The following is a 21,307-nucleotide window of genomic DNA, read 5'->3' as shown; positions in this document are numbered from 1 at the left end:
TTTTTGTATAAAAGGGGCATTTTGCGCGCAGCAGCCGTACTGATCGGGGAGGGGCAAGCCATGTTTTTTATACGAATGATGAATGACATGAAACTGAGGAAGAAAATGACGCTTACATTCATTTCAGTAGCCGTTCTTCCCTTGCTGTTATGCGGTCTGTTTCTGACTGGGAAGCTTCGAGAGATTGTCATTAAGAACGCCTTTATGCAAGCATCCAACAATGTTGAAAGGGTCCGAAATCGTACAGGAGAACTGATTAAAGTGCCGCTGGACATCTCGTATCGGCTAACCAATAACAACCGGATGAAGATGGTGGCCAGCCAAAAGTATAACAGCTATCTTGAAGTCATTCAGGCATACCGGGGGTATACGGATATTCGTGACTACCTCCAGTTGTACAAAGAGATATCCGGCATCCGTGTCTATGTAGCTAATCCAGGAGCGCTTAACAATTGGGAATTTATCCAGCCTGACGATACGATCACAACCGCAGATTGGTACCAGGAGGCTATAGAGCAGAAAGGCTTGGCTGGCTGGAATTTAATTAAGGATGAGAGGTACGATGCCGATTATCTCAGCCTGATTCGATCATTCTCAGTGAATTCACCAGGAAGAAAAGGGGTTCTGGTCATAAATGTTAACCAGCGCCAATTAAATTCAATCCTGAATCAGGAATCGTTCCCTACCTTAATCGTGGATAACCGGAATCAGATTGTCGCGTCCAATGAAGCAGAGTTGTTTGGGAAGAATCTTTCTGAAATTCATGCCGACGAAAATATACTTTTCCAACAGGAAGGAAGTTACAACACACTCATTAACGGAAAAGCATCGAAAGTGGTGATCGCAAATCTAACTCCACAGAACAGCTGGAATGGACTTCGCATTATTTCTGTTTTTTCCGTTTCTGAAATTACCCGAGATGCTTATCAAGTGATATGGCTCGGCGGAGTCGTGATCACGGCCAGTCTGATATTTGCAGCCTTACTTATCTATGCTTCTGCTTCGCTATTATCCAGAAGGCTTCTCTGCTTGAGCAAGCATATGACCCAAGTAGGGGCGGGCTCATGGGAAACCTATCTCCATATCGATGGGAAAGATGAAGTGGGTCTATTATCGAGGGAATTTAACGCGCTCGTCAGTAGCGTGAACGATTTGGTTCAGGAGGTCCAAGAGACGAATCGCCAGAAAAGACTCGTGGAGCGAAGACAAAACGAGATCAAGTTCAAAATGCTGGCAAGCCAGATCAATCCGCATTTTCTCTTCAATTCTTTGGAGTCTATCAGAATGGAGGCCCACATTCGCCAACAGGACGATATCGCTAAAGCAGTCTGGCAGTTGAGCGCGTTGTTGCGCAGCAGTCTGGAGGCTGGTAACGACAAGATTCCACTGCGTAAAGAGCTTGAGCAAGTGTGCTGCTATCTCGATCTTCAAAAGTTTCGGTATGAAGACCGTTTGGAGTATCGCTTAACCGTTGATCCAAATTTGGAGGAAATGTTGGTTCCACCTCTGATTATCCAACCATTGGTGGAAAATTCTATTGTACATGGTCTGGATAATCAAGCAGAAGGAGCTGTCATTGAAGTGAAAGTTAAGGAAATCCTGGAGGGGGTTCGAGTTATGGTATGTGACAACGGCGCTGGTTTCACGGCCGATCGTCTCGCCCTAGTACAAGCAGAGCTTGCTGCATCCGTACATGAACAGGAGGTCCAGCGAATTGGACTACGAAACGTAAATGATCGTCTAGTCTTACTGTATGGGACCTCAAGTGCTTTACATATTGAGAGCGTGCCTGGGAAAGGCACTTGTATTCAGTTTTTCATACCTGGGGGTGAACCAAATGATTAAGGTAGTCATCGTTGACGATGAGCCGAAGCTTCGTCAAGGGCTTCAAACGCTGATCCCATGGGAAAGCCTCGGATTTATCGTTACAGCTACGGCAGCCAATGGAAAAGAAGCACTGGAAGTCATCGAGGAAAAAGCCCCTGATGTCGTAATCGTCGATATCCGCATGCCGGTTATGGATGGCCTACAGTTGATTGAGCACTTGAGATCCAACGGTCATCATTTGCACTTTATGATCCTCAGTGGATATGCCGACTTTGAATATGCCAAACAAGCGATCAAATACGGGGTATTCGGCTATCTCGTTAAACCGGTCGACATTGATGAAATGTCGTCCAGTTTAAAACGGATACGCGAGCGGATCGAAGAGGAGCGTCTTCAAGGGGAGTGGCGTAAGAGAGAGGTTATAAATCGGGATTTATACCTGCATAGCCTGCTCGTCCCTCAAGAGAGAACTGAAGATACGGCCAAGTTGAGAAGTAAGGCAATAGAAGCGGATTTGTTGTGGAGCAACTACGAAGTCGTGGTCGTCTACCCGCGTGTTTCTGAAGTGGACCGTTCTGATGTCGCATACCAGCTTTCGAATGGATTAAAGGCAAAGATCGAGGGGCAGATGATGGGGCTTGTCACAGTAATCCCACCGTATACAGTCCTGTTGCTCAACGCCCCGTTGCGCGGAAGAGAACGGCGTGAAATTCTGCACAATGAGATTCGTAATGCTGCGGATAATGTTAGGTTCGTCGCTGCAACCGGAGGGGCAGTATCTGCTCCTGAAGATATTTGTAAATCTTTTTTAAAGGCCCAGGAAGGGGTAAAACAATCCTTTTTCAGTGAGAAGAACCGACTGCTAGGTCCGTATCCTTTCTTTTCTCCTGCGCTGGATTCCCCCCGATTATCTGCTGATAAAGCTGAGGAAACGATGGAGGAATTCATCTTCCGCCTGTATTACAGTCTGGAAGTAGGAAACCAAACCGCAATACTGCCATTATTGAACGAGGCGGCTGGATTTTTTATCCAACAGGGGCAAGATGAGAAGTCGATCAAAGAGTCGTTCTTTTTTATGTCCAATGCAGTCATTCATAAGCTGACCGCGGGTTTCTGTATCGAGTTGAAAGAGACGGAGGAAGTTTCCCGTTTTTTGAATGGGATATACCAGCATGATCATTTACATGATCTTTTGGAAGAGACCTACCGTTTCCTGCTAGCTTTGGCGAAAGACTCCGAACCTCGTGGAAAGGAGCAGGAATTCAAAAAAATGATCGACTTCATTCACAGTCATTATACAGACAACCTGAAGCTGGAAACGCTGGCTGGACTACTAAACTATAGTACTGCCTATTTGGGCCAGCTATTCAAGAACAAGACTGGGGAGTACTTTAACACCTATCTGGACAAAGTCCGTATCCACAAGGCAAAGGAGTTGCTGGACCAGGGAATGAAAGTTTACGAAGTCGCTGAAAGCGTCGGCTATACAAGTGTTAACTACTTTTACAGCAAGTTCAAAAGGTACGAAGGCTGTTCACCGTCGGAATATAGAAATCCATAATTTGTGGATGATTTTTCCCGAAATCCGTTGTATGGGTTCTGACTCTCCTCTGTTTTATGATGGATTTAAGAGAGGGGATGAAAAAAAATGAAAGCGGTAACAGAAAATTCGGAAAACGCATACAAAAAACCGAAGCGGAATGCTTGGAAGGTATTTAAAAGCCAAAGGTATCTTTATTATATGTCCATTCCGTTTGTGATCTGGGTCTTCATCTTTCAGTATTTGCCGCTATGGGGCTGGACAATGGCATTTCAGAAATACAGACCTGGTTTGAGTTTTTTTGAACAGAAGTGGGTGGGCTTGGAGCATTTTCGTACTTTGTTCCAAGATGATCATTTCTACCAAGTACTGCGGAACACGCTGGCTATGAGCCTTATGGGACTGGTCGCTGGTTTTATTGTACCCGTTGTCTTTGCTCTATTGCTCAACGAGGTCCGCATACAAGTGATAAAACGATTTGTTCAGACCGTATCTTATCTGCCGCACTTTGTTTCATGGGTGGTTGCTGCAGGCATTGTCACCAAAATGCTTTCAGCGGATGGCGGTGTCGTAAACGATATGCTCATGGGTCTAGGCATCATCGATCAGCCAGTCCAGTTTATGGCCCAAGGTAAATTATTTTGGTGGGTTGTAACTTTCGGAGACATCTGGAAGGAAACGGGGTGGAACGCCATTATTTATCTGGCTGCCATCGCCGGTATTGGTCCTGAATTATACGAGGCTGCGCGGGTGGACGGCGCTAGCCGATTACAGCAAATGTGGCATATCACGCTGCCGGGGATCCGGCCGACTATTATCATTCTCCTAATTATGTCTATTGGTCATCTGCTCGGTACAGGATTCGAGAAACAATTTCTGCTGGGCAATCACCTGGTCATTGATTACTCTGAAGTACTTGATTTATATGCGCTTAATTATGGTCTGGCAATGGGACGTTACTCTTTCGGAACGGCCATTAATATTTTTAATTCGGTGATAAGCCTGATCCTATTGTTTGCGGCTAATGGAATCTTTAAGCGCTATACCAACGAGAGCATTATGTAAGGAGGAGAATGGACATGGAGGCTGTCAAAAGCACTACGCCGGTCGGCGGATTAAACAACAAGCTTCAGGCGAAATCACCACAAGACCGAATCCTGGGGATAGTTGTTTATGTTTTCATGATTGTGGTCACCGTTCTGACGATCTACCCGTTCTTAAATGTGCTAGCTATCTCTTTTAACGATTCGGTAGACACCATTAGAGGTGGGATCACCATCTGGCCAAGGCAATTTACGTTGAAGAATTACGACTTGATTTTCACCTATGAGGGGTTAATCACTGGATTCAAGATCTCCTTTCTACGAACCGTCATTGGCACCGTAGCGGGCTTGGTCAGCGGCTCGATGCTTGCCTATACGCTTGCACGAAGTGATTTTCAAGCTAGAAGGTTCATCTCAATCTTTCTGGCCGTCACCATGTATGTTTCTGGAGGGTTGATTCCAGGTTTTATCCTGATGAAGGAATTGCATTTAATTGATACATTTGCCGTCTATATTTTACCAGGTCTTGTAAGTGCGTTTAATGTCTTCATTATTCGTTCCTTCATTGACGGTCTGCCTTATGCGTTACAGGAATCAGCCAAGCTGGATGGTGCCAACGATTTCACGATCTACTGGCGCGTTATTCTTCCTCTTTGCAAACCGGCATTAGCGACCGTAGCGCTCTTCTTGGCAGTTGGGCAATGGAACTCTTGGTTCGATACTTACCTGTTTAATGGGTCCAACGAATCGTTGACGACCCTGCAATATGAATTGATGAAAATTCTGCAAAGTACGACAACAAGCGCAACCAATTCCCAAGACGCTGCCAATATGGCGGAGCGTATGGCACAGGTTTCACCGGAATCCGTTAAAATGGCAATCACCATCATTGTTACCGTGCCGATTCTTATCGTCTATCCTTTTCTACAAAAATATTTTGTTAAAGGTATGACGCTTGGAGCGGTAAAGAGCTAAAACGAAGCAGCAAACATTCATTATACAGGGAGGTTTAGCTCCATGAAGCCAAGAAAACATAGAATGGTCGTATCTTTCGTAATGTCATTAACTTTAGTCGCGACTCTTGCAGGGTGCGGCGGTAATAAAGCATCTGAGGCTACCAAGGCCGTAACAACAGGAGACATCACACTTACTTATTTTTCGGAAGACTCCAGCACAAATTGGAATAGCATGAAGGATCAAGTCGGTAAGGTCATCGCTGAAAAAACCGGAGTAACTCTAGATGCTGAATTCGCTGTCGGAGACCCCGTCCAAAAGATTTCGTTGATTGCAGCCACAGGAAACTATCCTGATTTGATCGCTGCTAAGGCGGATGTCGGCAAACTTGTCGATGCTGGCGCAATCATTGATTTGACGGATTTGATCGACAAGCACGCACCGAACATCAAAAAAATGCTGGGTGACAAGCTTGTTCGGACAAAGTACAGTTTGGACGACCCATCGATCTATGTGATTCCGACCTGGTCCGCTGTCGAGGAGAAAAAAATTAAACCCGACGTAGGATTTAAACTCCAGCATCGTGTCGTCAAGGAAGCGGGTTACCCGGACATTCGTACGGTACAGGATTTTGAAAAAGTCATTAAGGACTATATCACCAAGCATCCGACGGACGAAAATGGCAATAAAAATATCGGATTGTCCCTTAATGCCGACGATTGGCATATGTACCAGGTAACAAACTCAGGATTTCAAACGACCGGGGGACCAGACGACGGCGAATACTACATTGATCAAAAAACACACCAAGCGACTTATCATTTCCGCCGACCGGAAGAAAAGGAATATTTCCGCTGGTTGAATCACATGAACTCCATTGGATTGCTGGACCCAGAAAGCTTTGTACAGAAGACAGACCAGTTTAAGGCGAAGATAGCTTCAGGACGTGTACTAGGCTTGGCCGATCCAGAGTGGGACTATGGCGACGGACAAAATGCGCTGAAAGCGGAGGGCAAATTTGACCAAACGTACGGTCATTATCCAGTCACCATGAGCAAGGAATATAAGGATACCAACTTCTGGCTTCCTGGTTTTGATGGGGGATATGGAATCTCGATCTCTAGCAAATGCAAGGACCCGGTACGTGCTATCCAGTTCCTCGACTTTCTGGTATCGGAAGAGGGGCAAGTCCTGAATAACTGGGGAATTGAAGGAAAGCATTACACGGTTAAAGACGGCAAACGTAAGATTATTCCGGCTGTACTGGAACGGATGAACAATGACAATGCAGCTTTCCAAAAAGAATCTGGAATCGGTCTATATTGGAACTTGTCGGTCCATTATGGTGATGGCATCAAGGATTCAACAGGCAACTATTTTACTCGTAGTTATCCGGAACTGCTGACAGCAACTTACAACAAGTCGGAGAAGGAAGTCCTAAAGGCCTATAAGATTGATCATTGGAAAGATCTATTCCCAAAAGAAGAAGAATTTCAACCGAGAGCATACGGAGCAGCCTACACGATGTCTCTCCCCAATGACGATCCGGCTGTTATTCTCGGAGCCAAGATGAAGGATATTACATGGAAACGAATTCCGGAAGCTGTCATGACCAAGCCGGAAAACTTCGATAAGGTTTGGGATGCCTATATGGCAGAGCTGGAGAAAGCCGGAGTACAAGAAATGGAACAATCCTTTACCAAACATATTCAAAACCGGATTAAGCTATGGTCCACCAATTAATTCGTTTTGCATAAAGAACGGGTCCGTTTCCACTTTCCAATTGGAGAGGAGACGGTCCTTTTTCATTAAGGTTTGCTATAGACTGCATTCATTCGAGTTACAAACCAACAGCGGCCGCCTCGGTTATTTTCTGAGGCGGCCGCTGTTCGTTAGGGGCAGGCTTCTGCGTTACTTCATGGTGATGGGTGGGACGGTACAGTTACGGATACGTTAAGAGCGCCTTACTCCGCTTCATTCTTGGAGGAAGTAAATAGGTCTTGAGGAAGCTCATCCCTCGTGATCACGTAATCGCTGTTGAACACTTTTATGAGATGATCCAGGGAGTTATATTGTCCATTGCGGACGAAATCGCCCGTCCATGTGGTGAAAAAGAGCCAATGCGCTGAATATGCTTGAAGCAATTCGGGCTCGCCAATCGGGCCGTTTTCGGACAGACCAACCAGTTTCTTGTCTTGCACGAGATTTACCAAGCTGTCATACTTGCCGATACTTGGACCGTAATTAGCCGCCGGGTTGTAGATATCCACACTTACAATATCGACGACATCGTCCCCTGGATACCATTCGGGGCTCTCGGAGTTCCATACCCAGATCAGATTGTTAAGGTGATGGTAGTGTGTTAGACGGTCGTACATGATACGGTACAGCTGCTTGGTGGAGTCTGGCCCTTGGGCGCCCCACCAAAACCATCTGCCTTCCGCCTCGTGCAGTGGTCTCCACAGCACCGGAACGTGAGCGTCTTGAAGGCGTTTCAACTGAACGGCAATGGCATCAATGTCCCGTAGGATCAGCTGATAATCTTCCGACTCGGGATGATTAAGCGCATATTGAACGTCGAATGTAGTAGCCTCGGTGTAAAATCCGCGGTACCATTCTTTGCCTGGAAGGTCATGTAGACCCTTAGGGGCATTCCAGTGCCATACAAACGTGACAATTCCACCTTCTTTGGCCCATTGGATCGCCTTGTCCACCTCAGTTGAGGTGGCACCATGCTCGACGCGAGAGGGGGAGTAATCCATCATGTCCGTTGATAACATGGCAGGGTACTTTCCGGTGTGGTCTTTAATCCACTGGGCATCCTCCAGAGTGTGCTGACCGGAAAGAATGTTGCTCCCGTAACCCTCGACGAGATAACTCATGAGTGCATTGGTTTCCATAGTCGCATTCGGGTTTACCGGCTTTTTCTCAATCTGATGCAGTTTCGGGGGGAGCACTGCTGCCAGCTTGATGTAGTCGATATGATACTGGCCCAAGTCGACATTGAACTGTATTGTATTGTTTCCCGAATTCAGCATGATTTTACCGCCGGATACCTCGGTATAGTTTGCTGTTGTCGGAAGGGATATTTCGCTTGCCTGACCGTTGACCACCATATGGGTCTTTTTGTCACTATTAGGATTACTGTAACCGATTGCAAGATTGTAAAGGCCACTTGAAGCTGCGTTATAGGCAAGGGTTAACGACCCTGTGCCTTTAAAGGCTGCGTAACCGGTACCAGAATAGCCCATGCTGGCGGTTTCGGTGCTGACCTCACCAGTAATGACTCCGTCTTCGGCTTCAATTTTACTGTTTGCAACAGGCAAACTGGCGAATTCAACCTTTACATACTCGATCCCGTAATATCCCCAGCCTCTTGAAAAAGTAACCTCGTTTGTACCGGCATTCAACATGATCTTGCTTACCAACTTCTCGTTTACAACCGCACCTCCCGGAGGGGGAACCAGCGTTATGCTTTCAGCCATTGTACCATTGACCTCGAAGCTGGTATCCTTGGAGCCGGTGTCCGCCGGAATATAGTAACCGAGGCTCAGCTTATATAGACCTGCTGTCGGCACATTCACTTTAAACGTAGCCGTCCCGTCAGACTTGCCCGAATTTGGGTCATAATCATAAAAGAAGGATACATAGCCGTCGCCTTTATAAAGTGTATCGCCTGTATAGGGAGTATCCCGTTTTTCTACGCCGTAACCTTGAATAATTGCATCTTTGGAGCTGACAACTGTAGAAGGAGATTTGCCATTAGTGGATAAATCTTGACTTGCACCCATCGTCGTTTCGTCTTCAACATGGGTGACCAAGTTAGTTGATTCTGCTTTTGCTAAGCTTGGAATTAAATCGAGAGATACCAACAAAAAAGATAAGAGAACAAAACTAAGAATGCCGAATAACCTTCTTTTCCATGGATCTGGCATATGACTCACTCCTTGAATTAGATGTTACCACCCTAATTGTCCTGCGGCGCAGATTGGAGAAACCGTTTTCATTAGTGCATACACATTAAGTACTTTGAAGTAATTGATGACAGATGTTTCCCCTACAAATATTGCACATTGGCTAAAATCGGTTAGTACCTTTCACCAGCATTCCTTCTCCACTTGTATGCGTTTTCAATATTTGTCATTAATTTTTTCAGTGCCTCACCTCTCTTTAATTGCATCATAAATTAGACGCGAGGCAGGAACCATACAATGAATTTCGGAAAAAATCATCCTTAAATTATGGATTTTTATACTCTGGCGGCAAACAATTCATATTTTTTGAAATGTATAACCCAAGATTTTTTAAGGCAATATGGGATAAGCGGGAAGAGTAGTTTCAATTTGTGGTATCATGCCAGTAAGTATTCCACGCATAGGAAAAGTATGAGTAATGAAAGGGACTAATAAATGATTTCTCATCAATTGCTCACCTACGAAACAATTAGTCAAACGGGATTATCGGGGAATAGCCCGATCTAAAGGAGGAAGAGGGCTTTGGAACAGAGTGATATTAATATTTATCAACTGACTGACGAGATCCATCAGATCTTACACAAGAGAATTGATAAGCTAGGTGTAGCATACGGCATCGTTAGCGAATTTAGTTATAATCCTGAGGAGCCACCGTCTTGGATTATTAGTATCGAGGACTCTGAAATCGTGCTTACCACGGCCATCTTGTTCCAATATATGAAACAGCATAAAAATTTAAAGGATACGTTAACCCATTTTATGCGAGATCACTTACCATACTTCAATTAAACAGTGTCAGCAGGATTATATAAGATTAATCGATGGGAACCGTACTACACGTGATGGTACACACAATCATAAAAGAAATAGCCCTTAATCCTTGATTTCATTTCTAAATTTCCGGAATTCTTTAGGTGTTTTTTTATGATGTTTTTTAAAAGACTGAATGAAGTGATTTACATGATTAAACCCCACTCTGTGGGCTATTTCAGTTATTGTAGAATCTGTTGAAATTAATAACTCGCTGCTTTTCTTGATACGGTACTTAATTAAGTAGTCGTAAGGTGTCATATGAATGGTTCTCTTAAAACTACGAGTGCATTCCGAAATACTTAAATGTGCTATATCAGCAATTTCTTGCAGTGTTATATTATCTGAGTAGTTTTGATGGATAAAGCTGAGCATCAATTGAAGTCGCTCCTGTTGCAATTTCATGTATTTAGGTGCTTCCTCAGAAGACAGCGAAATATTAGATATTAAGACTAACCATAATTGTGCCGTTTTGATGGAAACCTCGTATTCCCAGCCCCATTTTTTTTTCATATCAAATTTTTGTTTCATATCCCAAAGCATTTGCAGTATTTGATTTTGCCATTCAACATCTCCTTTGATTACTAATGACAATAAGAGAGAGTTTGTATAAGGAAGTACATAGTTTTTTTCCATCGCACTATCTGCATAAAAGGCCAGTATCTTCTCAGGGAAATTAAAACTGACATATTGACCGTTATGTGTAAGGTGTGTAGTAACGTGAAGAACACCTTTATTAATTAAAATGGCCTGACCTGTTTCTAATTCATGATCAATGCCGTTAACTTGTATCACTAGCTTTCCTTTGGTAACCAAAGTGATTTGTAGTTCCTCATGCCAATGTAAATCGTTGAATCCTCTACCTTCAGGACTACTTGCATGAATAGTATGGGTGTACATGATGTATGGAAATGAAACATCGGGATATAGAATGGTCTCATGCAATTGTTTTTTCATTTTAGCGAGGTCCTTTCTGATGACGATATTTCTATATAAATTAAAGATATAGTTACACAAATAAAATAAAAGTGGTGATATTATTATACCAGATCTTCGGCATATCATTACAATCCTGTGCACAGGCGATTGGATAAGACATCTTGGAGGCGTATATGTGAAAATAAATCAATCGTCGTTACCGTTTCATCCGTATATTTTGCTTTTAATCAGCATACTGTCTGTTTCTATCTCATCTATCATGATAAAATCCTCAGATACTCCAACCTCTGTGGCTGGGATGTACAGATTGTATATGTCAGTACTCATAATGCTTCCCTTTGTACCTTGGAAAATGTTTCGTTCCTTAGAAATGAACAAAAAAGATTGGAGTACTGTTTTCATAGCTGGTCTTTTTCTCGGGTTATATTTCTTATTCTGGATGGAATCTTTAGTATATACCTCAGTCGCGAGCTCCATGGTCATCTTATCCTTACAGCCTTTATTTGTAATGATGGGTTCATACTTTATGTTCAGAGAACGAGCAAATATATTGACCATTCTTTGTTTGGTCGCCGCTCTTGTCGGTTCAATCATTATAGCTTGGGGAGACATAGGGATTTCGAGAGAGGCATTAATCGGAGATGGATTATCTTTAGTAGGAACAATCTTGGTTTCAGCATATATGTTGGCAGGACAGAAAGTAAGCCACAAAATAAATGCAAATTTATATAGTGTTATTGTTTTTTTTATTGGTGGCAGCGTCATGCTGGTCTACAATTTGTTGAATCATTATTCCTTGATCGAATATGACTCGTCGGATTGGATGTATTTCTTGTTACTTGCAGTAATCCCAACTATTTTTGGACAATATATTTTTAATCTGTTGTTGAAATCAATGGGTGCAACTACGGTCTCAGTTGGTATTATTGGAGAGCCTGTTCTTGCTATAATTCTCGCCTACTTATTCTTGGGAGAAATAATCTCTGCATTTCAATTTATAGGTGGAATCATGACTCTATTCGGTATGGGAATGTATTTTTGGGCAAAATCTTTAAAGTATACTACAGTTGCAAAATATTAAATTTGAAACTGATTATCACGAAATTGAAGAAAATAATCGATGAGGAGAATGTTTAGATGGCAACGATTGATGATTTTTTGAAACTAGATATTCGAGTTGGAACCATAATTAAAGCTGAGTTTTTTGCAGAAGCAAAAGTACCTGCTATTAAACTTGAAATTGATTTTGGACAAGATATCGGAATAAAAGCTTCGAGTGCACAAATCACAAAAAGATATGTGGCTGAAGATATTATAGGGGAACAAATCATAGGTGTAGTCAACTTTCCACCTCGACGGATAGCAGGCTTTAATTCAGAGGTATTAGTCCTTGGAGGAATTCCCGAAAAGGGGGATGTGGTTCTATTGAAACCAAATATCAAACTACCTGATGGAACACCTATTGGATGATCACAAAGAGCAAGGCATTGAACTAACGGAAAACGAACGTTCAATAGCAAGTTGAAACAGAAAGCGGCAGACTAGGACTTTATTTTCACGTCCTAGTCTGCCGCTTTTTCTTTTATTGGTCTGTCTAAAGCTTATTTGATTCATTAAAATCTGCAACAGTTAGGCTGGAAATCACGGGTGTCACCAGTCCAGAAAAGCACACTTCTCCAATACCAGCTATACGCCTTATACCTATCTGGCCGGGATGTTGCGTGTCCCCTCTGTCATCGGGGAGGCGCAGAGCGGGCACACCGGCGGCGTGCCTGTGCTAGCCGCGCTTGTACGGCGTCCGCTTGTTGTGTCGCGCCGCATCCACGCTTTGCAGGCGCCGTCGGTGCATTTCCACACGGGCACGTTGATGCGTGGCTCCGCCTGAGACCCTGCCACCGACGAGGTCGTCCGTGTCGTAGCACTGCCTGGTCCCGGCCTGCTGCTCACGCGGGTCGCTGTGCCAGACGCTGGCGATCCAGCGCCAGCACGGCTGCTATACCCGGAAGCACCCTTCGGTTGGCCGAAGCTGCCGCGGCGTGCTTCTGGCTTGGAAGCCTCAGGGGTGACCCCATAGGCTTCCAGCAGGAAGCGTGACACGGCGGCAGGCTTACCATGATTAGAGGCGGGAGAGGTGATGTACAGCAACTCCTTCGCCCGGGTGACGGCCACGTAAGCGAGGCGGCGCTCTTCTTCAAGCGCTGCATCGTTATCCACAGCCGTAGTCGGGGCGGCGCCTGCCCGCCGATCCTCCGGCAGCTCGCTGTGCAGCGCCGAGCTGTGCGGCAGAATGCCTTCGCTGGCTCCGATCCAATATACGCAAGGGAATTCCAGCCCTTTGGCGCGGTGGATCGTCATGAGCCGAACAGCATCGCTGTCTTCTTCTCTGCGCAGCGATTCCATTTGGCGGTGACGCTCGGAAAGCTCATCTGCAAAGCTGACGAACGCCTCCACGGTGTCAAACCGCTTGGCTGCCGTTTCGAGCTCCTCCAGACTTTCTTGCATCGTTTCCTTATAATGAGTCCATGCGCCCGTATCTCCGCTTTCCAAATATTTGTCATAAAAGATGCGCCGCATTTCTTGAATGGCATAGGCAGGCTTCATTGTAGTGAGACTGCGAATCAAACGAATACGTTCTTTTACCTGCTCACGCTGAAAATCGCGTAGTCGATCCCAGCGGCTGAGATGAATCAACGGGTATTTTTTAGCCTGCTGTTTCTCCTCGCGCATAATCCATTCCATACCCGCCTCACGGGAGACGTACAGCGGCCCAAGGGTGCTCGGAATGGATTCCATACGCCGGGGATTCAGCGACAAACGCAGGTGATCCATTAAGGGACGAATCAGGGACTGATCATAAAATACAGCCCCTGCTCCGTACTGAATAAATGGGACATCCCGCATAATTAATTGCTCAAAAATAGACCGGCTTCCGCTGGCTGTCCGGTGCAAAATAGCGATATCCCGGTAGCGCAGCCGACCTTCCTCTACCTGTCCGAGTAGATGGGTAACAATATGCCCCGCTTCCTCCTCGGGTCCGGATGGGGTGGCAAACTGCGGCGGCAAGCCTTCACGCCCGGCAGCCGAAAGACGTTTGGAGCGTCGATGAACATTTTTGGCGACAATGTTAGAGCCCAGCCCCAAAATCCGCGCATCGCTGCGATAATTAATATCCAGGGTGATGACCTTTGCATCCTTATAGACCTTGTCAAACTCCAGAATGGATTCCTGGCGTGCCCCATTAAACGTATAGATCGTCTGATCATCATCCCCCACAACCATCAGATTGCGATGTCGGGCAGCCAATCGTTGCACCATCTCATATTGCAGGGCATTCGTATCCTGAAATTCATCGACCATGATATGTGAAAAACGCCGCTGAAGCGGCTGAAGCACATCCGGGTCACGCAGCAGTGCGGAGGCACGCAGCAGAATATCGTCAAAATCCATTTTATTGCGCTCCTGTTTCCACGCTTCATAGGCGAGCATGGCACGCTTGGCATCCGATTCCTCGCGCACGGTTTCCGGTAGCTCGTCCGCGCTGCGGCCTTCCGCTTTCCAGGCGGAGAGGGCAGACAGCAGGCTTTCTGGCTGGAAAGCCTCGCTGAGCCCAAGCTGCCGCAGCATCATTTTCATGACGGTATGCTGGGCCTGCGTTTCGCCGAACACTTCATCTTGCACGCCACGATGACGCAGCATCGCCAAAGCGAATGAGTGAAAGGTGCGTGCCTGAACTGCACGTGCAGCGGCAGGGCGCACACCGGGTAATCCCGCGATGCGCAGTTTCATTTCGGCAGCTGCCTTGCTGGTGAAGGTCACCAGCAGAATGGACGATGCAGGGACATCCCGCATAGCCATCAGGTAGCCTGCGCGGGCAGCCAGCACTGTGGTTTTGCCGCAGCCAGCCCCTGCAAGGGTTAGAAGGGGACCTTTGCCGTGGCGAACGGCCTGGATCTGCGGGCGGTTCAGGTGAATGCCGGCGTTCTCTAAAGCACGAAAATAGGCCGAGTCTTGGTCGGTGTCGGGCACCAGCGTTATACTGGTATCCATGGAAGCACGACGTGCCTGAGGGCTCGACGTTGAATAAGGAACCCCGATGGGTCGGGGGTAAAAAGAAGGATTTGGGTCCATAATCCTGAAACCCCTTTCGTTCTTAAAATCTTCCATTTTCACAAATGGGGGTAGTTTTTGGTATGATAGAGTTCTAGTCAGCTTTAGCTGACGATAAGAACAAGGCGATGGACTAAAATAATGCTGAAATTCATGCGGATCTTGGCGGAGCAACAGAACGTCAATACGTTGACGCTAATGCCTATAGCCTTCAATCAGGCGATATGACCGCATTCCATTATACAGGAGTTCGAGGTTTGCCAACAGAAAAAAACTTTGGGATATACGGACGGTACAGTGAAATCCGGCTGGATATGGGGAGGAAATAACGATGAAGCTGATTCAACGTATAAAGGAAGGCGCTAATCGCGCAACAGAAAAGGCGCAGCATGCTGTCGAGATTAGTAAGATCAATTCACAAATTACAACGATTCAGCAGGAAATGGATGTTCATTTCTTACGAATGGGTCAGATCTTTTACGAAGGTTACCGCGCATCTGACATGTCAGTGGCAGAAACCGAGATGACACAGCTATCCACTGCATGTGATGAGCTTCAGGATGAAATTGACGAGCTGCGCAGTAGAATTGCAGAATTGAAAAACGCTCATTTATGCACCTGTGGAGCGGTTGTGCCTCTGGATGCGAACTTTTGCCCCAAATGCGGACGCAAGCTTAATGAAGGACAGGCTGCTTCCAAACAAGTAGCTGCTGTGCGTGAAGAGGTGCCAACGGACGTCTATTCTTTTGATCTGCGCAAGCCAGAGGTAGTGAAGGATGCTGCGCCTGCTTACACGGAATATGCAGAACATGAAGTAGTCGATCGGCATGAACAGGAACAGGATGAGCGGTATGAAACACACGAACCAGCGGGACTAGACCGCGATTACACAGTATCTGATTTTACACCAGAAGAAAAAGCGGCATTCGACGCTGAATGGGAGCGCCGTCGTCAGGAAGATCTGGAAAAAGAACACCGTCGTCTTGAAGAACTGGCACGTGAGCGTGAGCGTCAGGAAGAGCTGGACGAGCGAATCCGATATTGGAAGGCCAACAACTCCGGGGCCGAGAAGCCGGCAACGCCGTCTGCACAAGTACGTGAAAATGTAAAATGCCAAATCTGTACTGCAGAACTACCCAAAGGGTCTAAGTGGTGCCCGCGCTGCGGAGCTGAACAGATTTGACGCAGCCGAACAGGCTGCCGCAGGACACAGACATAACGCCAGGCAGCATAGGGGGAACAGAACATATGGAGCGTTTGCTGCATCATCTGCGGAATCTGGGTTTTACGGAAATGGAAGCCAAGGTTATGGTCGAGCTTTCGAGGCAAAATGCGGCTTCCGGCTATGAAGTGGCTAAGCGTCTGGGCGCATCGCGCTCCAACGTGTACGCGGCTTTGCAGCGTTTGGCCGGGCAGGGATACCTCAGAACCAGTGCTGGAGAGCCTGTTCGTTACAGCATGCTGCCACCGGGTGAACTGACCCGGATGATCGAAGGGCAGATGCAGGAGTCTCTACGTGCGGTGGAGAAGGAAATGCCACGAACAGAACCAAGCAAGCCGACCTTTTATAACGCGGAAGGCGATCGGAAGGTGCTGGAAAGTCTGACACGTGAATTGGAACGGGCAGAGCATGAGATTGTGTTGGATTTGTGGCGCGAGGAAGCCGAACTGCTGCGGACAGAGTTGGAGAAAGCTGAGAGTCGAGGTGTGCGTCTGCTCTGGTCCTGCGATAACGGAGAAAGCATGATGGGACCGTGGTTACCGCTTAGGTCTGGTACAGACGGACAGGAACCAGCAGGGCGCAAATTTTCTTTTGTTATTGATCGGCGTTGGTGCATGCTGGGTATGCGGGGAGAGAATTGCCCGACACAGGCGCTTATTACCGAGCATCCGGTAATGACAGGTCTGCTGCTTAATCATTTTGCTCAGGATCTTATTCTGTATGAGCTAGAGCATGATATGGGCAGAGAACTGTCGACCCGGTATGGCTGGCGGTATGAAGGCATTATCGGCAAATATATGTCAGCTGGAGAATAGCTAAAGATTACCGGGTAGGAAGTTCCATCAGTGCCCGGCATATAGATGTAATATAGCCCGCCTTATGAGGCACGAATTGATCCGATGTAATCAGGCGGCGAGTTTTTTCCGGGTTCGGCCCCGACGTAATGCCATGGGCTTCGATAAAGGGAATACGGCCTTCAAAAAGGGCCAGTGCTTGGTTAAGATCTGCTTCGTACAGTCCGGCTACTTCTTCTTGCTGGAGGTGATAAGCTTCCAATGGCTGGTTTGATAGCAGTCCAAACACCGAGCTAACCTCCCGATCCCAAAAAGAGGTGCCCTGTGCGGTACCTTTGCTTTCATACCGAACGGTCATCAGCGGTGTTAATGAGGTAAAGGGAACATGAATGCCCAGTTCTTCCTCCAGCTCACGAGCCGCCTGAGACATGTCTTCGCCTGCCGTCAAGTGACCGGCTGCTGTAATATCGTAGCATCCGGGGAAGGTGTCCTTCGTATCCTGACGCTGTTGGAACAGCAAGCGACGGTCTGTCGAAGTGTCTCGTGCAAGCCAGCAGTGAAAGGTATGGTGCCAGTATCCCTTGGCATGTGCGTCTTGTCGCGAGGCTGTGCCAAGAGGTTTGTCTTCATCATCGTAGATATCCAGAAGCTCGCTAGTCATCGTGGTTCCTCCTATAGTAAGCAGAAATCAAAGGTCTACTTTACAGTATAACGTGTTTTCTGTCCCGACGATATGAAGGCGGGTGTGGAATGTGGAGTGGCATTTGGGGTATGCTGGGAACATAAGGATTTGTAATATCACACAGGTTTACGATTGAAAGGAGCGATTTTACATGGAATGTATAGTACATTTTCGAGTCATGCATCCAGAGGAACCCAAGGAACTGCGCGGGTTGATTATGCTGGAAAGCGGAGGCAAGCCGGGGATTGATCAAATCACGGATATGTTCAAAAATATGGGCTATGATGTCCGCCCAGACAATCCGGAGGAATTAATTTTTAAACCAGTCGATGTCAGAGCCAATTATACATATATCCGGGTTATTGAGCTGGATACAGGTGAGGAAGTCTACCAGGAAGACAGGGATTTGCGCGCGATTTTGGAAAATTTGCTGAATAAACGTTAAAGATCAGGAGAACTAATCGATGTAATGAGATAAAGCGATCCTGTCGCCATTCATAGAAACGGAGAACCAATAATGAGATTGTATATTATCCGGCACGCAGACCCCGATTACCCCAACAACACCATCACGCCGGAGGGGCATTTGGAAGCCCAGGCACTGGCCAAACGGCTTTCCAGTCACGGACTGGATCGAATTTATGCCTCTCCTTTGGGGCGGGCTTTGGATACGATGCGCTACACCGCCGATTCTCTGGGTATGACTCATGAAGTGGAACACTGGACACAGGAGCTGGCTCTAAAGCTGGAGGAAACTCCATACGGTCGTCTTTCCCATTGGGATTTGCCAGGTGAAGTGATCCGTTCCGAGTTGCCCTTGCCGACTCATGACTCTTGGCAGGAGATTTCCTATTATCAGGGAACGCAAAGTCCCGAAACCTTCGAACGGCTGAAGCTTCATTCCGATGAATTCCTGAAACGGCAAGGCTTTGAGCGGGTGGAGGGCAGGTACCGGATTCTGAAGCATACCGAAGATCAGGTGGCCGTATTTTGTCATGGCGGCTTCGGGTTGACCTGGCTTGCTCATCTGTTGGAGCTGCCATTGGCCTTGGTCTGGTCCGGTTTTTGGATGCCGCCTAGCTCCGTAACCACGATCTTGTTTGATGAGCGCTCTCAGGAATGGGCAGTTCCCCGTTGCATCGGCTTCGGTGATGTTTCCCATCTGTACGCTGAGGGCTTGCCCGTCAGACCCCGTGGCATTATCACCAATTTCAACTAATCAGATCTCCTACACCATACTAAAACGGCTTAAGACGGTATACCGTCTTAAGCCGTTTGTTGTAGTCATATAGGTGTGGGTTGGGTCAGCGTGCTTCGACGTACCCTTCCAGCTTGGAAGTGCAATGTGCGCAACGGGTAGCGGCTACAGGAATTTCGGATAGGCAATGTGGACATTCCTTGATCGTTTTTTCCTGAGGAGGTTTTTCTTCCTCTTTGCGTTTCAGCATGTTAATCCCTTTGACCAGCATGAACACACAGAAGGCCACGATCAGGAAGTCCAGCAGAACGTTAATGAACTGACCATAGGCGAGGACTGCGATCCCTGCTTCTTTGGCCTGTGCCAAAGTCATGCGTGTACCGTCAGCATTTAAAGGGTCGGCAGCTCGTAAAGCTACATACAAGTCTGGAAAATTCATGCCGCCCAGAAGTTTACCAATCGGAGGCATAATAATATCGTTTACCACAGAAGTAACAATCTTGCCAAACGCTCCACCGATGATAACACCGACCGCGAGGTCAATCACGTTACCCCGTACAGCGAATTCTTTAAATTCTTTTATAATACCTTTTCCGCTCATGTGAGTGCTCACCTTCTTTACATAAAATCATTTATCTATAATACATGCTATGTCAATTGAGGGCAATTCCAAATTGATGTATTACACATTGTCACAAAATCACATGTTCATTTGTCTTCTATATGTAAACCAATAATGGAGGCGATGTATCGTGAGTTTAAGATTCAATCACAGAGCAGTAAGTCCTAGCACATTCAAGGCAATGATGGAGATGGAAAAATATATTTCCGGTCGTTTTACAGACAAAGTATTGTACGAACTACTGAAAATTAGAGTATCCCAAATCAATGGATGTTCCTATTGTCTGGATATGCATGCGAAGGATTTGCTCAAGCTGGGGGATTATGCTGACCACATTTTGCAGCTAGCCTTATGGCGGGAGGTTCCTTTGTTCACGGAAAAAGAACGTGTTATGCTTGAATTAGCTGAAGCGGTCACTCGCATCTCTGAACAAGGGGTATCTACGGATTTGTATAATAGGGTCAGAGAACATTTTACAGAGGAAGAATACGTAGATTTGATAACCGCGGTTAACGTGATTAACAGTTGGAACCGGATTGCAATTGCAACGGGTATGTATCCGGGCATTCTTTAATGAACAGGGGGCTATGCTTTGTCTGGCAAAGAACACAGAATTGAACAAGAATCGGTGGATTTAAATCTGGAGGAGCTGTATCAAAGATATCGCAAATATTCTTTTGCCATTGCTTATCGCATGCTTGGAACGGTTACGGATGCCGAGGATGTAGTTCAAGACTGCTTTGTCGAGCTGAAGAATAAGCCCCTGGATGATATACACAATCCCAAAGCCTATGTAGCCAAAATGACGATGAATCGGTGTCTGAATCTGTTGAACTCTGCGCGCAAGCAAAGAGAGACATATGTAGGACAGTGGCTGCCGGAGCCGTTGGGTGAAAGCGCAGATCTCCCTGCGGATTGGTTAGAGCGTAAAGACATGATATCTTACGCTTTTCTGGTTTTGCTGGAGCAGTTAAAGCCGATAGAGCGGGCTGTTTTTGTGCTGAGGGAAGCTTTTCAATATGATTACAAAGATATTGCGGAATTGCTGGGGAAGACTGAGAGCAACTGTCGTCAGTTGTTCAGTCGCTCCCGTCGTATTCTATCTTCAGGAGAATCTGCTCTTGAGGCTCAGTCCAGTCGTAATATGAATAACTCATCCCGAATAAAACTACTAGAACGTTTTACAACCGCCTTTCTTGCCTACGATGTGACTGCTATGCTGGAACTACTGGCTGAACAACCTGTATTCGTGTCAGATGGCGGAGGTAATGTGCATACGGTGATGAGACCGATGGTTGTGCGCAAAGGCGTTCTTGCCCTGTTGACTTCTCGTCGGGTATTAACCGTTTTACGAGAAAGAGATGTGTTCCACACCATCATCAATGGTGAGGTCCAGATGGCATTTCTGGAAGATGGAAAAGTGAGAGAAACCTTATGTCTCAGACTGACACCGGACGGGGAGCATATTCAGAGTTTTTATTTAATGGTCAACCCAGATAAGCTGGGATACATTCATATAGGACAGAAGAAGCGAACATGCGATAAAGAGTAATCATCGAAACAGCAAAAACCTTGAATCCTGCTAAGGATCAAGG

19 protein-coding genes are annotated in these 21,307 nt (G+C 46.3%); 14 read left to right on the top strand and 5 right to left on the bottom strand.

The annotated features are described in order from the left end of the window. Nucleotides 1-60 precede the first annotated feature (60 nt). The 5 genes from ACQW03_RS08380 to ACQW03_RS08360 all read left to right on the top strand — a co-directional run bounded on the left by ACQW03_RS08380 (nt 61) and on the right by ACQW03_RS08360 (nt 7,107). Nucleotides 61-1,845 (top strand): sensor histidine kinase, encoded by a 1,785-nt coding sequence (locus tag ACQW03_RS08380; protein WP_441949234.1) that lies wholly within the window; start codon nt 61-63, stop codon nt 1,843-1,845. Beyond that, nucleotides 1,838-3,388, top strand: a complete 1,551-nt coding sequence (locus ACQW03_RS08375) for a response regulator transcription factor (RefSeq protein WP_441949231.1) — start codon at nt 1,838-1,840, stop codon at nt 3,386-3,388. The genes ACQW03_RS08380 and ACQW03_RS08375 overlap by 8 nt, the downstream gene beginning before the upstream one ends. An 87-nt stretch (nt 3,389-3,475) precedes the next feature. Beyond that, complete coding sequence (locus ACQW03_RS08370) at nt 3,476-4,432, top strand: ABC transporter permease (RefSeq protein WP_441949229.1); 957 nt, start codon at nt 3,476-3,478, stop codon at nt 4,430-4,432. A gap of 14 nt (nt 4,433-4,446) precedes the next feature. Continuing rightward, on the top strand, nt 4,447-5,385 hold the full coding sequence (locus tag ACQW03_RS08365) for a carbohydrate ABC transporter permease (RefSeq protein WP_165178879.1): 939 nt from the start codon (nt 4,447-4,449) through the stop codon (nt 5,383-5,385). A gap of 42 nt (nt 5,386-5,427) precedes the next feature. Then, entirely contained in the window at nt 5,428-7,107 is a 1,680-nt protein-coding gene (locus ACQW03_RS08360; protein ID WP_441949226.1) for an ABC transporter substrate-binding protein, read from the top strand. A 221-nt stretch (nt 7,108-7,328) separates the two neighbouring features. On the opposite strand, the gene ACQW03_RS08355 is transcribed toward ACQW03_RS08360, so the two are convergent. Then, nucleotides 7,329-9,299 carry a glycosyl hydrolase gene (locus tag ACQW03_RS08355; RefSeq protein WP_441949224.1) on the bottom strand — a complete coding sequence of 657 codons (1,971 nt, stop codon included), beginning with the start codon at nt 9,297-9,299 and terminating at the stop codon, nt 7,329-7,331. 561 nt (nt 9,300-9,860) lie between these two features. Here ACQW03_RS08355 and ACQW03_RS08350 point away from each other — a divergent pair. Next, on the top strand, nt 9,861-10,127 hold the full coding sequence (locus tag ACQW03_RS08350) for a hypothetical protein (RefSeq protein WP_103046875.1): 267 nt from the start codon (nt 9,861-9,863) through the stop codon (nt 10,125-10,127). A gap of 84 nt (nt 10,128-10,211) precedes the next feature. On the opposite strand, the gene ACQW03_RS08345 is transcribed toward ACQW03_RS08350, so the two are convergent. Continuing rightward, on the bottom strand, nt 10,212-11,105 hold the full coding sequence (locus ACQW03_RS08345; RefSeq protein WP_441949222.1) for an AraC family transcriptional regulator: 894 nt from the start codon (nt 11,103-11,105) through the stop codon (nt 10,212-10,214). A 157-nt stretch (nt 11,106-11,262) separates the two neighbouring features. On the opposite strand from ACQW03_RS08345, the gene ACQW03_RS08340 reads away from it, so the two are divergent. Together ACQW03_RS08340 and csaA are read left to right on the top strand one after the other, a co-directional pair. Continuing rightward, nucleotides 11,263-12,168, top strand: a complete 906-nt coding sequence (locus ACQW03_RS08340) for a DMT family transporter (protein ID WP_258297222.1) — start codon at nt 11,263-11,265, stop codon at nt 12,166-12,168. A 56-nt stretch (nt 12,169-12,224) separates the two neighbouring features. Continuing rightward, complete coding sequence (gene csaA / locus ACQW03_RS08335) at nt 12,225-12,557, top strand: chaperone CsaA (RefSeq protein WP_076293245.1); 333 nt, start codon at nt 12,225-12,227, stop codon at nt 12,555-12,557. A gap of 231 nt (nt 12,558-12,788) precedes the next feature. Here csaA and ACQW03_RS08330 read toward each other — a convergent pair whose 3' ends face one another. After that, the gene (locus ACQW03_RS08330; protein WP_076293244.1) at nt 12,789-15,215 is read right to left on the bottom strand and encodes a UvrD-helicase domain-containing protein; all 2,427 of its coding nucleotides are present in this window, start codon (nt 15,213-15,215) and stop codon (nt 12,789-12,791) included. A gap of 310 nt (nt 15,216-15,525) precedes the next feature. Here ACQW03_RS08330 and ACQW03_RS08325 point away from each other — a divergent pair, with 310 nt between their 5' ends. Both ACQW03_RS08325 and ACQW03_RS08320 read left to right on the top strand, forming a co-directional pair. Then, nucleotides 15,526-16,377 carry a zinc ribbon domain-containing protein gene (locus ACQW03_RS08325; RefSeq protein WP_071639404.1) on the top strand — a complete coding sequence of 284 codons (852 nt, stop codon included), beginning with the start codon at nt 15,526-15,528 and terminating at the stop codon, nt 16,375-16,377. A 65-nt stretch (nt 16,378-16,442) separates the two neighbouring features. Further along, the gene (locus ACQW03_RS08320) at nt 16,443-17,231 is read left to right on the top strand and encodes a TrmB family transcriptional regulator (protein WP_069010963.1); all 789 of its coding nucleotides are present in this window, start codon (nt 16,443-16,445) and stop codon (nt 17,229-17,231) included. A gap of 7 nt (nt 17,232-17,238) precedes the next feature. Here the strand turns inward: ACQW03_RS08320 and ACQW03_RS08315 are convergent, their stop codons facing one another. Further along, complete coding sequence (locus tag ACQW03_RS08315) at nt 17,239-17,871, bottom strand: NUDIX hydrolase (protein WP_071639405.1); 633 nt, start codon at nt 17,869-17,871, stop codon at nt 17,239-17,241. A 172-nt stretch (nt 17,872-18,043) separates the two neighbouring features. Between ACQW03_RS08315 and ACQW03_RS08310 the strand changes: the two genes are divergently transcribed. Both ACQW03_RS08310 and ACQW03_RS08305 read left to right on the top strand, forming a co-directional pair. Next, the gene (locus ACQW03_RS08310) at nt 18,044-18,337 is read left to right on the top strand and encodes a hypothetical protein (protein ID WP_023986824.1); all 294 of its coding nucleotides are present in this window, start codon (nt 18,044-18,046) and stop codon (nt 18,335-18,337) included. Between the two features lie 72 nt (nt 18,338-18,409). Continuing rightward, entirely contained in the window at nt 18,410-19,111 is a 702-nt protein-coding gene (locus ACQW03_RS08305) for a histidine phosphatase family protein (RefSeq protein WP_029515948.1), read from the top strand. A gap of 85 nt (nt 19,112-19,196) precedes the next feature. Here the strand turns inward: ACQW03_RS08305 and mscL are convergent, their stop codons facing one another. Then, a complete protein-coding gene (gene mscL / locus ACQW03_RS08300; RefSeq protein WP_023986826.1) occupies nt 19,197-19,691 on the bottom strand; it encodes a large conductance mechanosensitive channel protein MscL in 495 nt (164 codons plus the stop codon). Between the two features lie 151 nt (nt 19,692-19,842). Here mscL and ACQW03_RS08295 point away from each other — a divergent pair, with 151 nt between their 5' ends. Beyond that, entirely contained in the window at nt 19,843-20,286 is a 444-nt protein-coding gene (locus ACQW03_RS08295; protein ID WP_025719800.1) for a carboxymuconolactone decarboxylase family protein, read from the top strand. 18 nt (nt 20,287-20,304) lie between these two features. Next, nucleotides 20,305-21,264, top strand: coding sequence for a sigma-70 family RNA polymerase sigma factor (locus tag ACQW03_RS08290; RefSeq protein WP_076293179.1), 960 nt, complete (start codon nt 20,305-20,307; stop codon nt 21,262-21,264). Nucleotides 21,265-21,307: the final 43 nt, after the last annotated feature.

Origin of the sequence: Paenibacillus sp. DRB1-1 (assembly GCF_052119485.1) — a bacterium.
Taxonomy (GTDB): domain Bacteria; phylum Bacillota; class Bacilli; order Paenibacillales; family Paenibacillaceae; genus Paenibacillus; species Paenibacillus polymyxa_B.
This window is presented reverse-complemented; position numbering and strand designations above follow the sequence as displayed.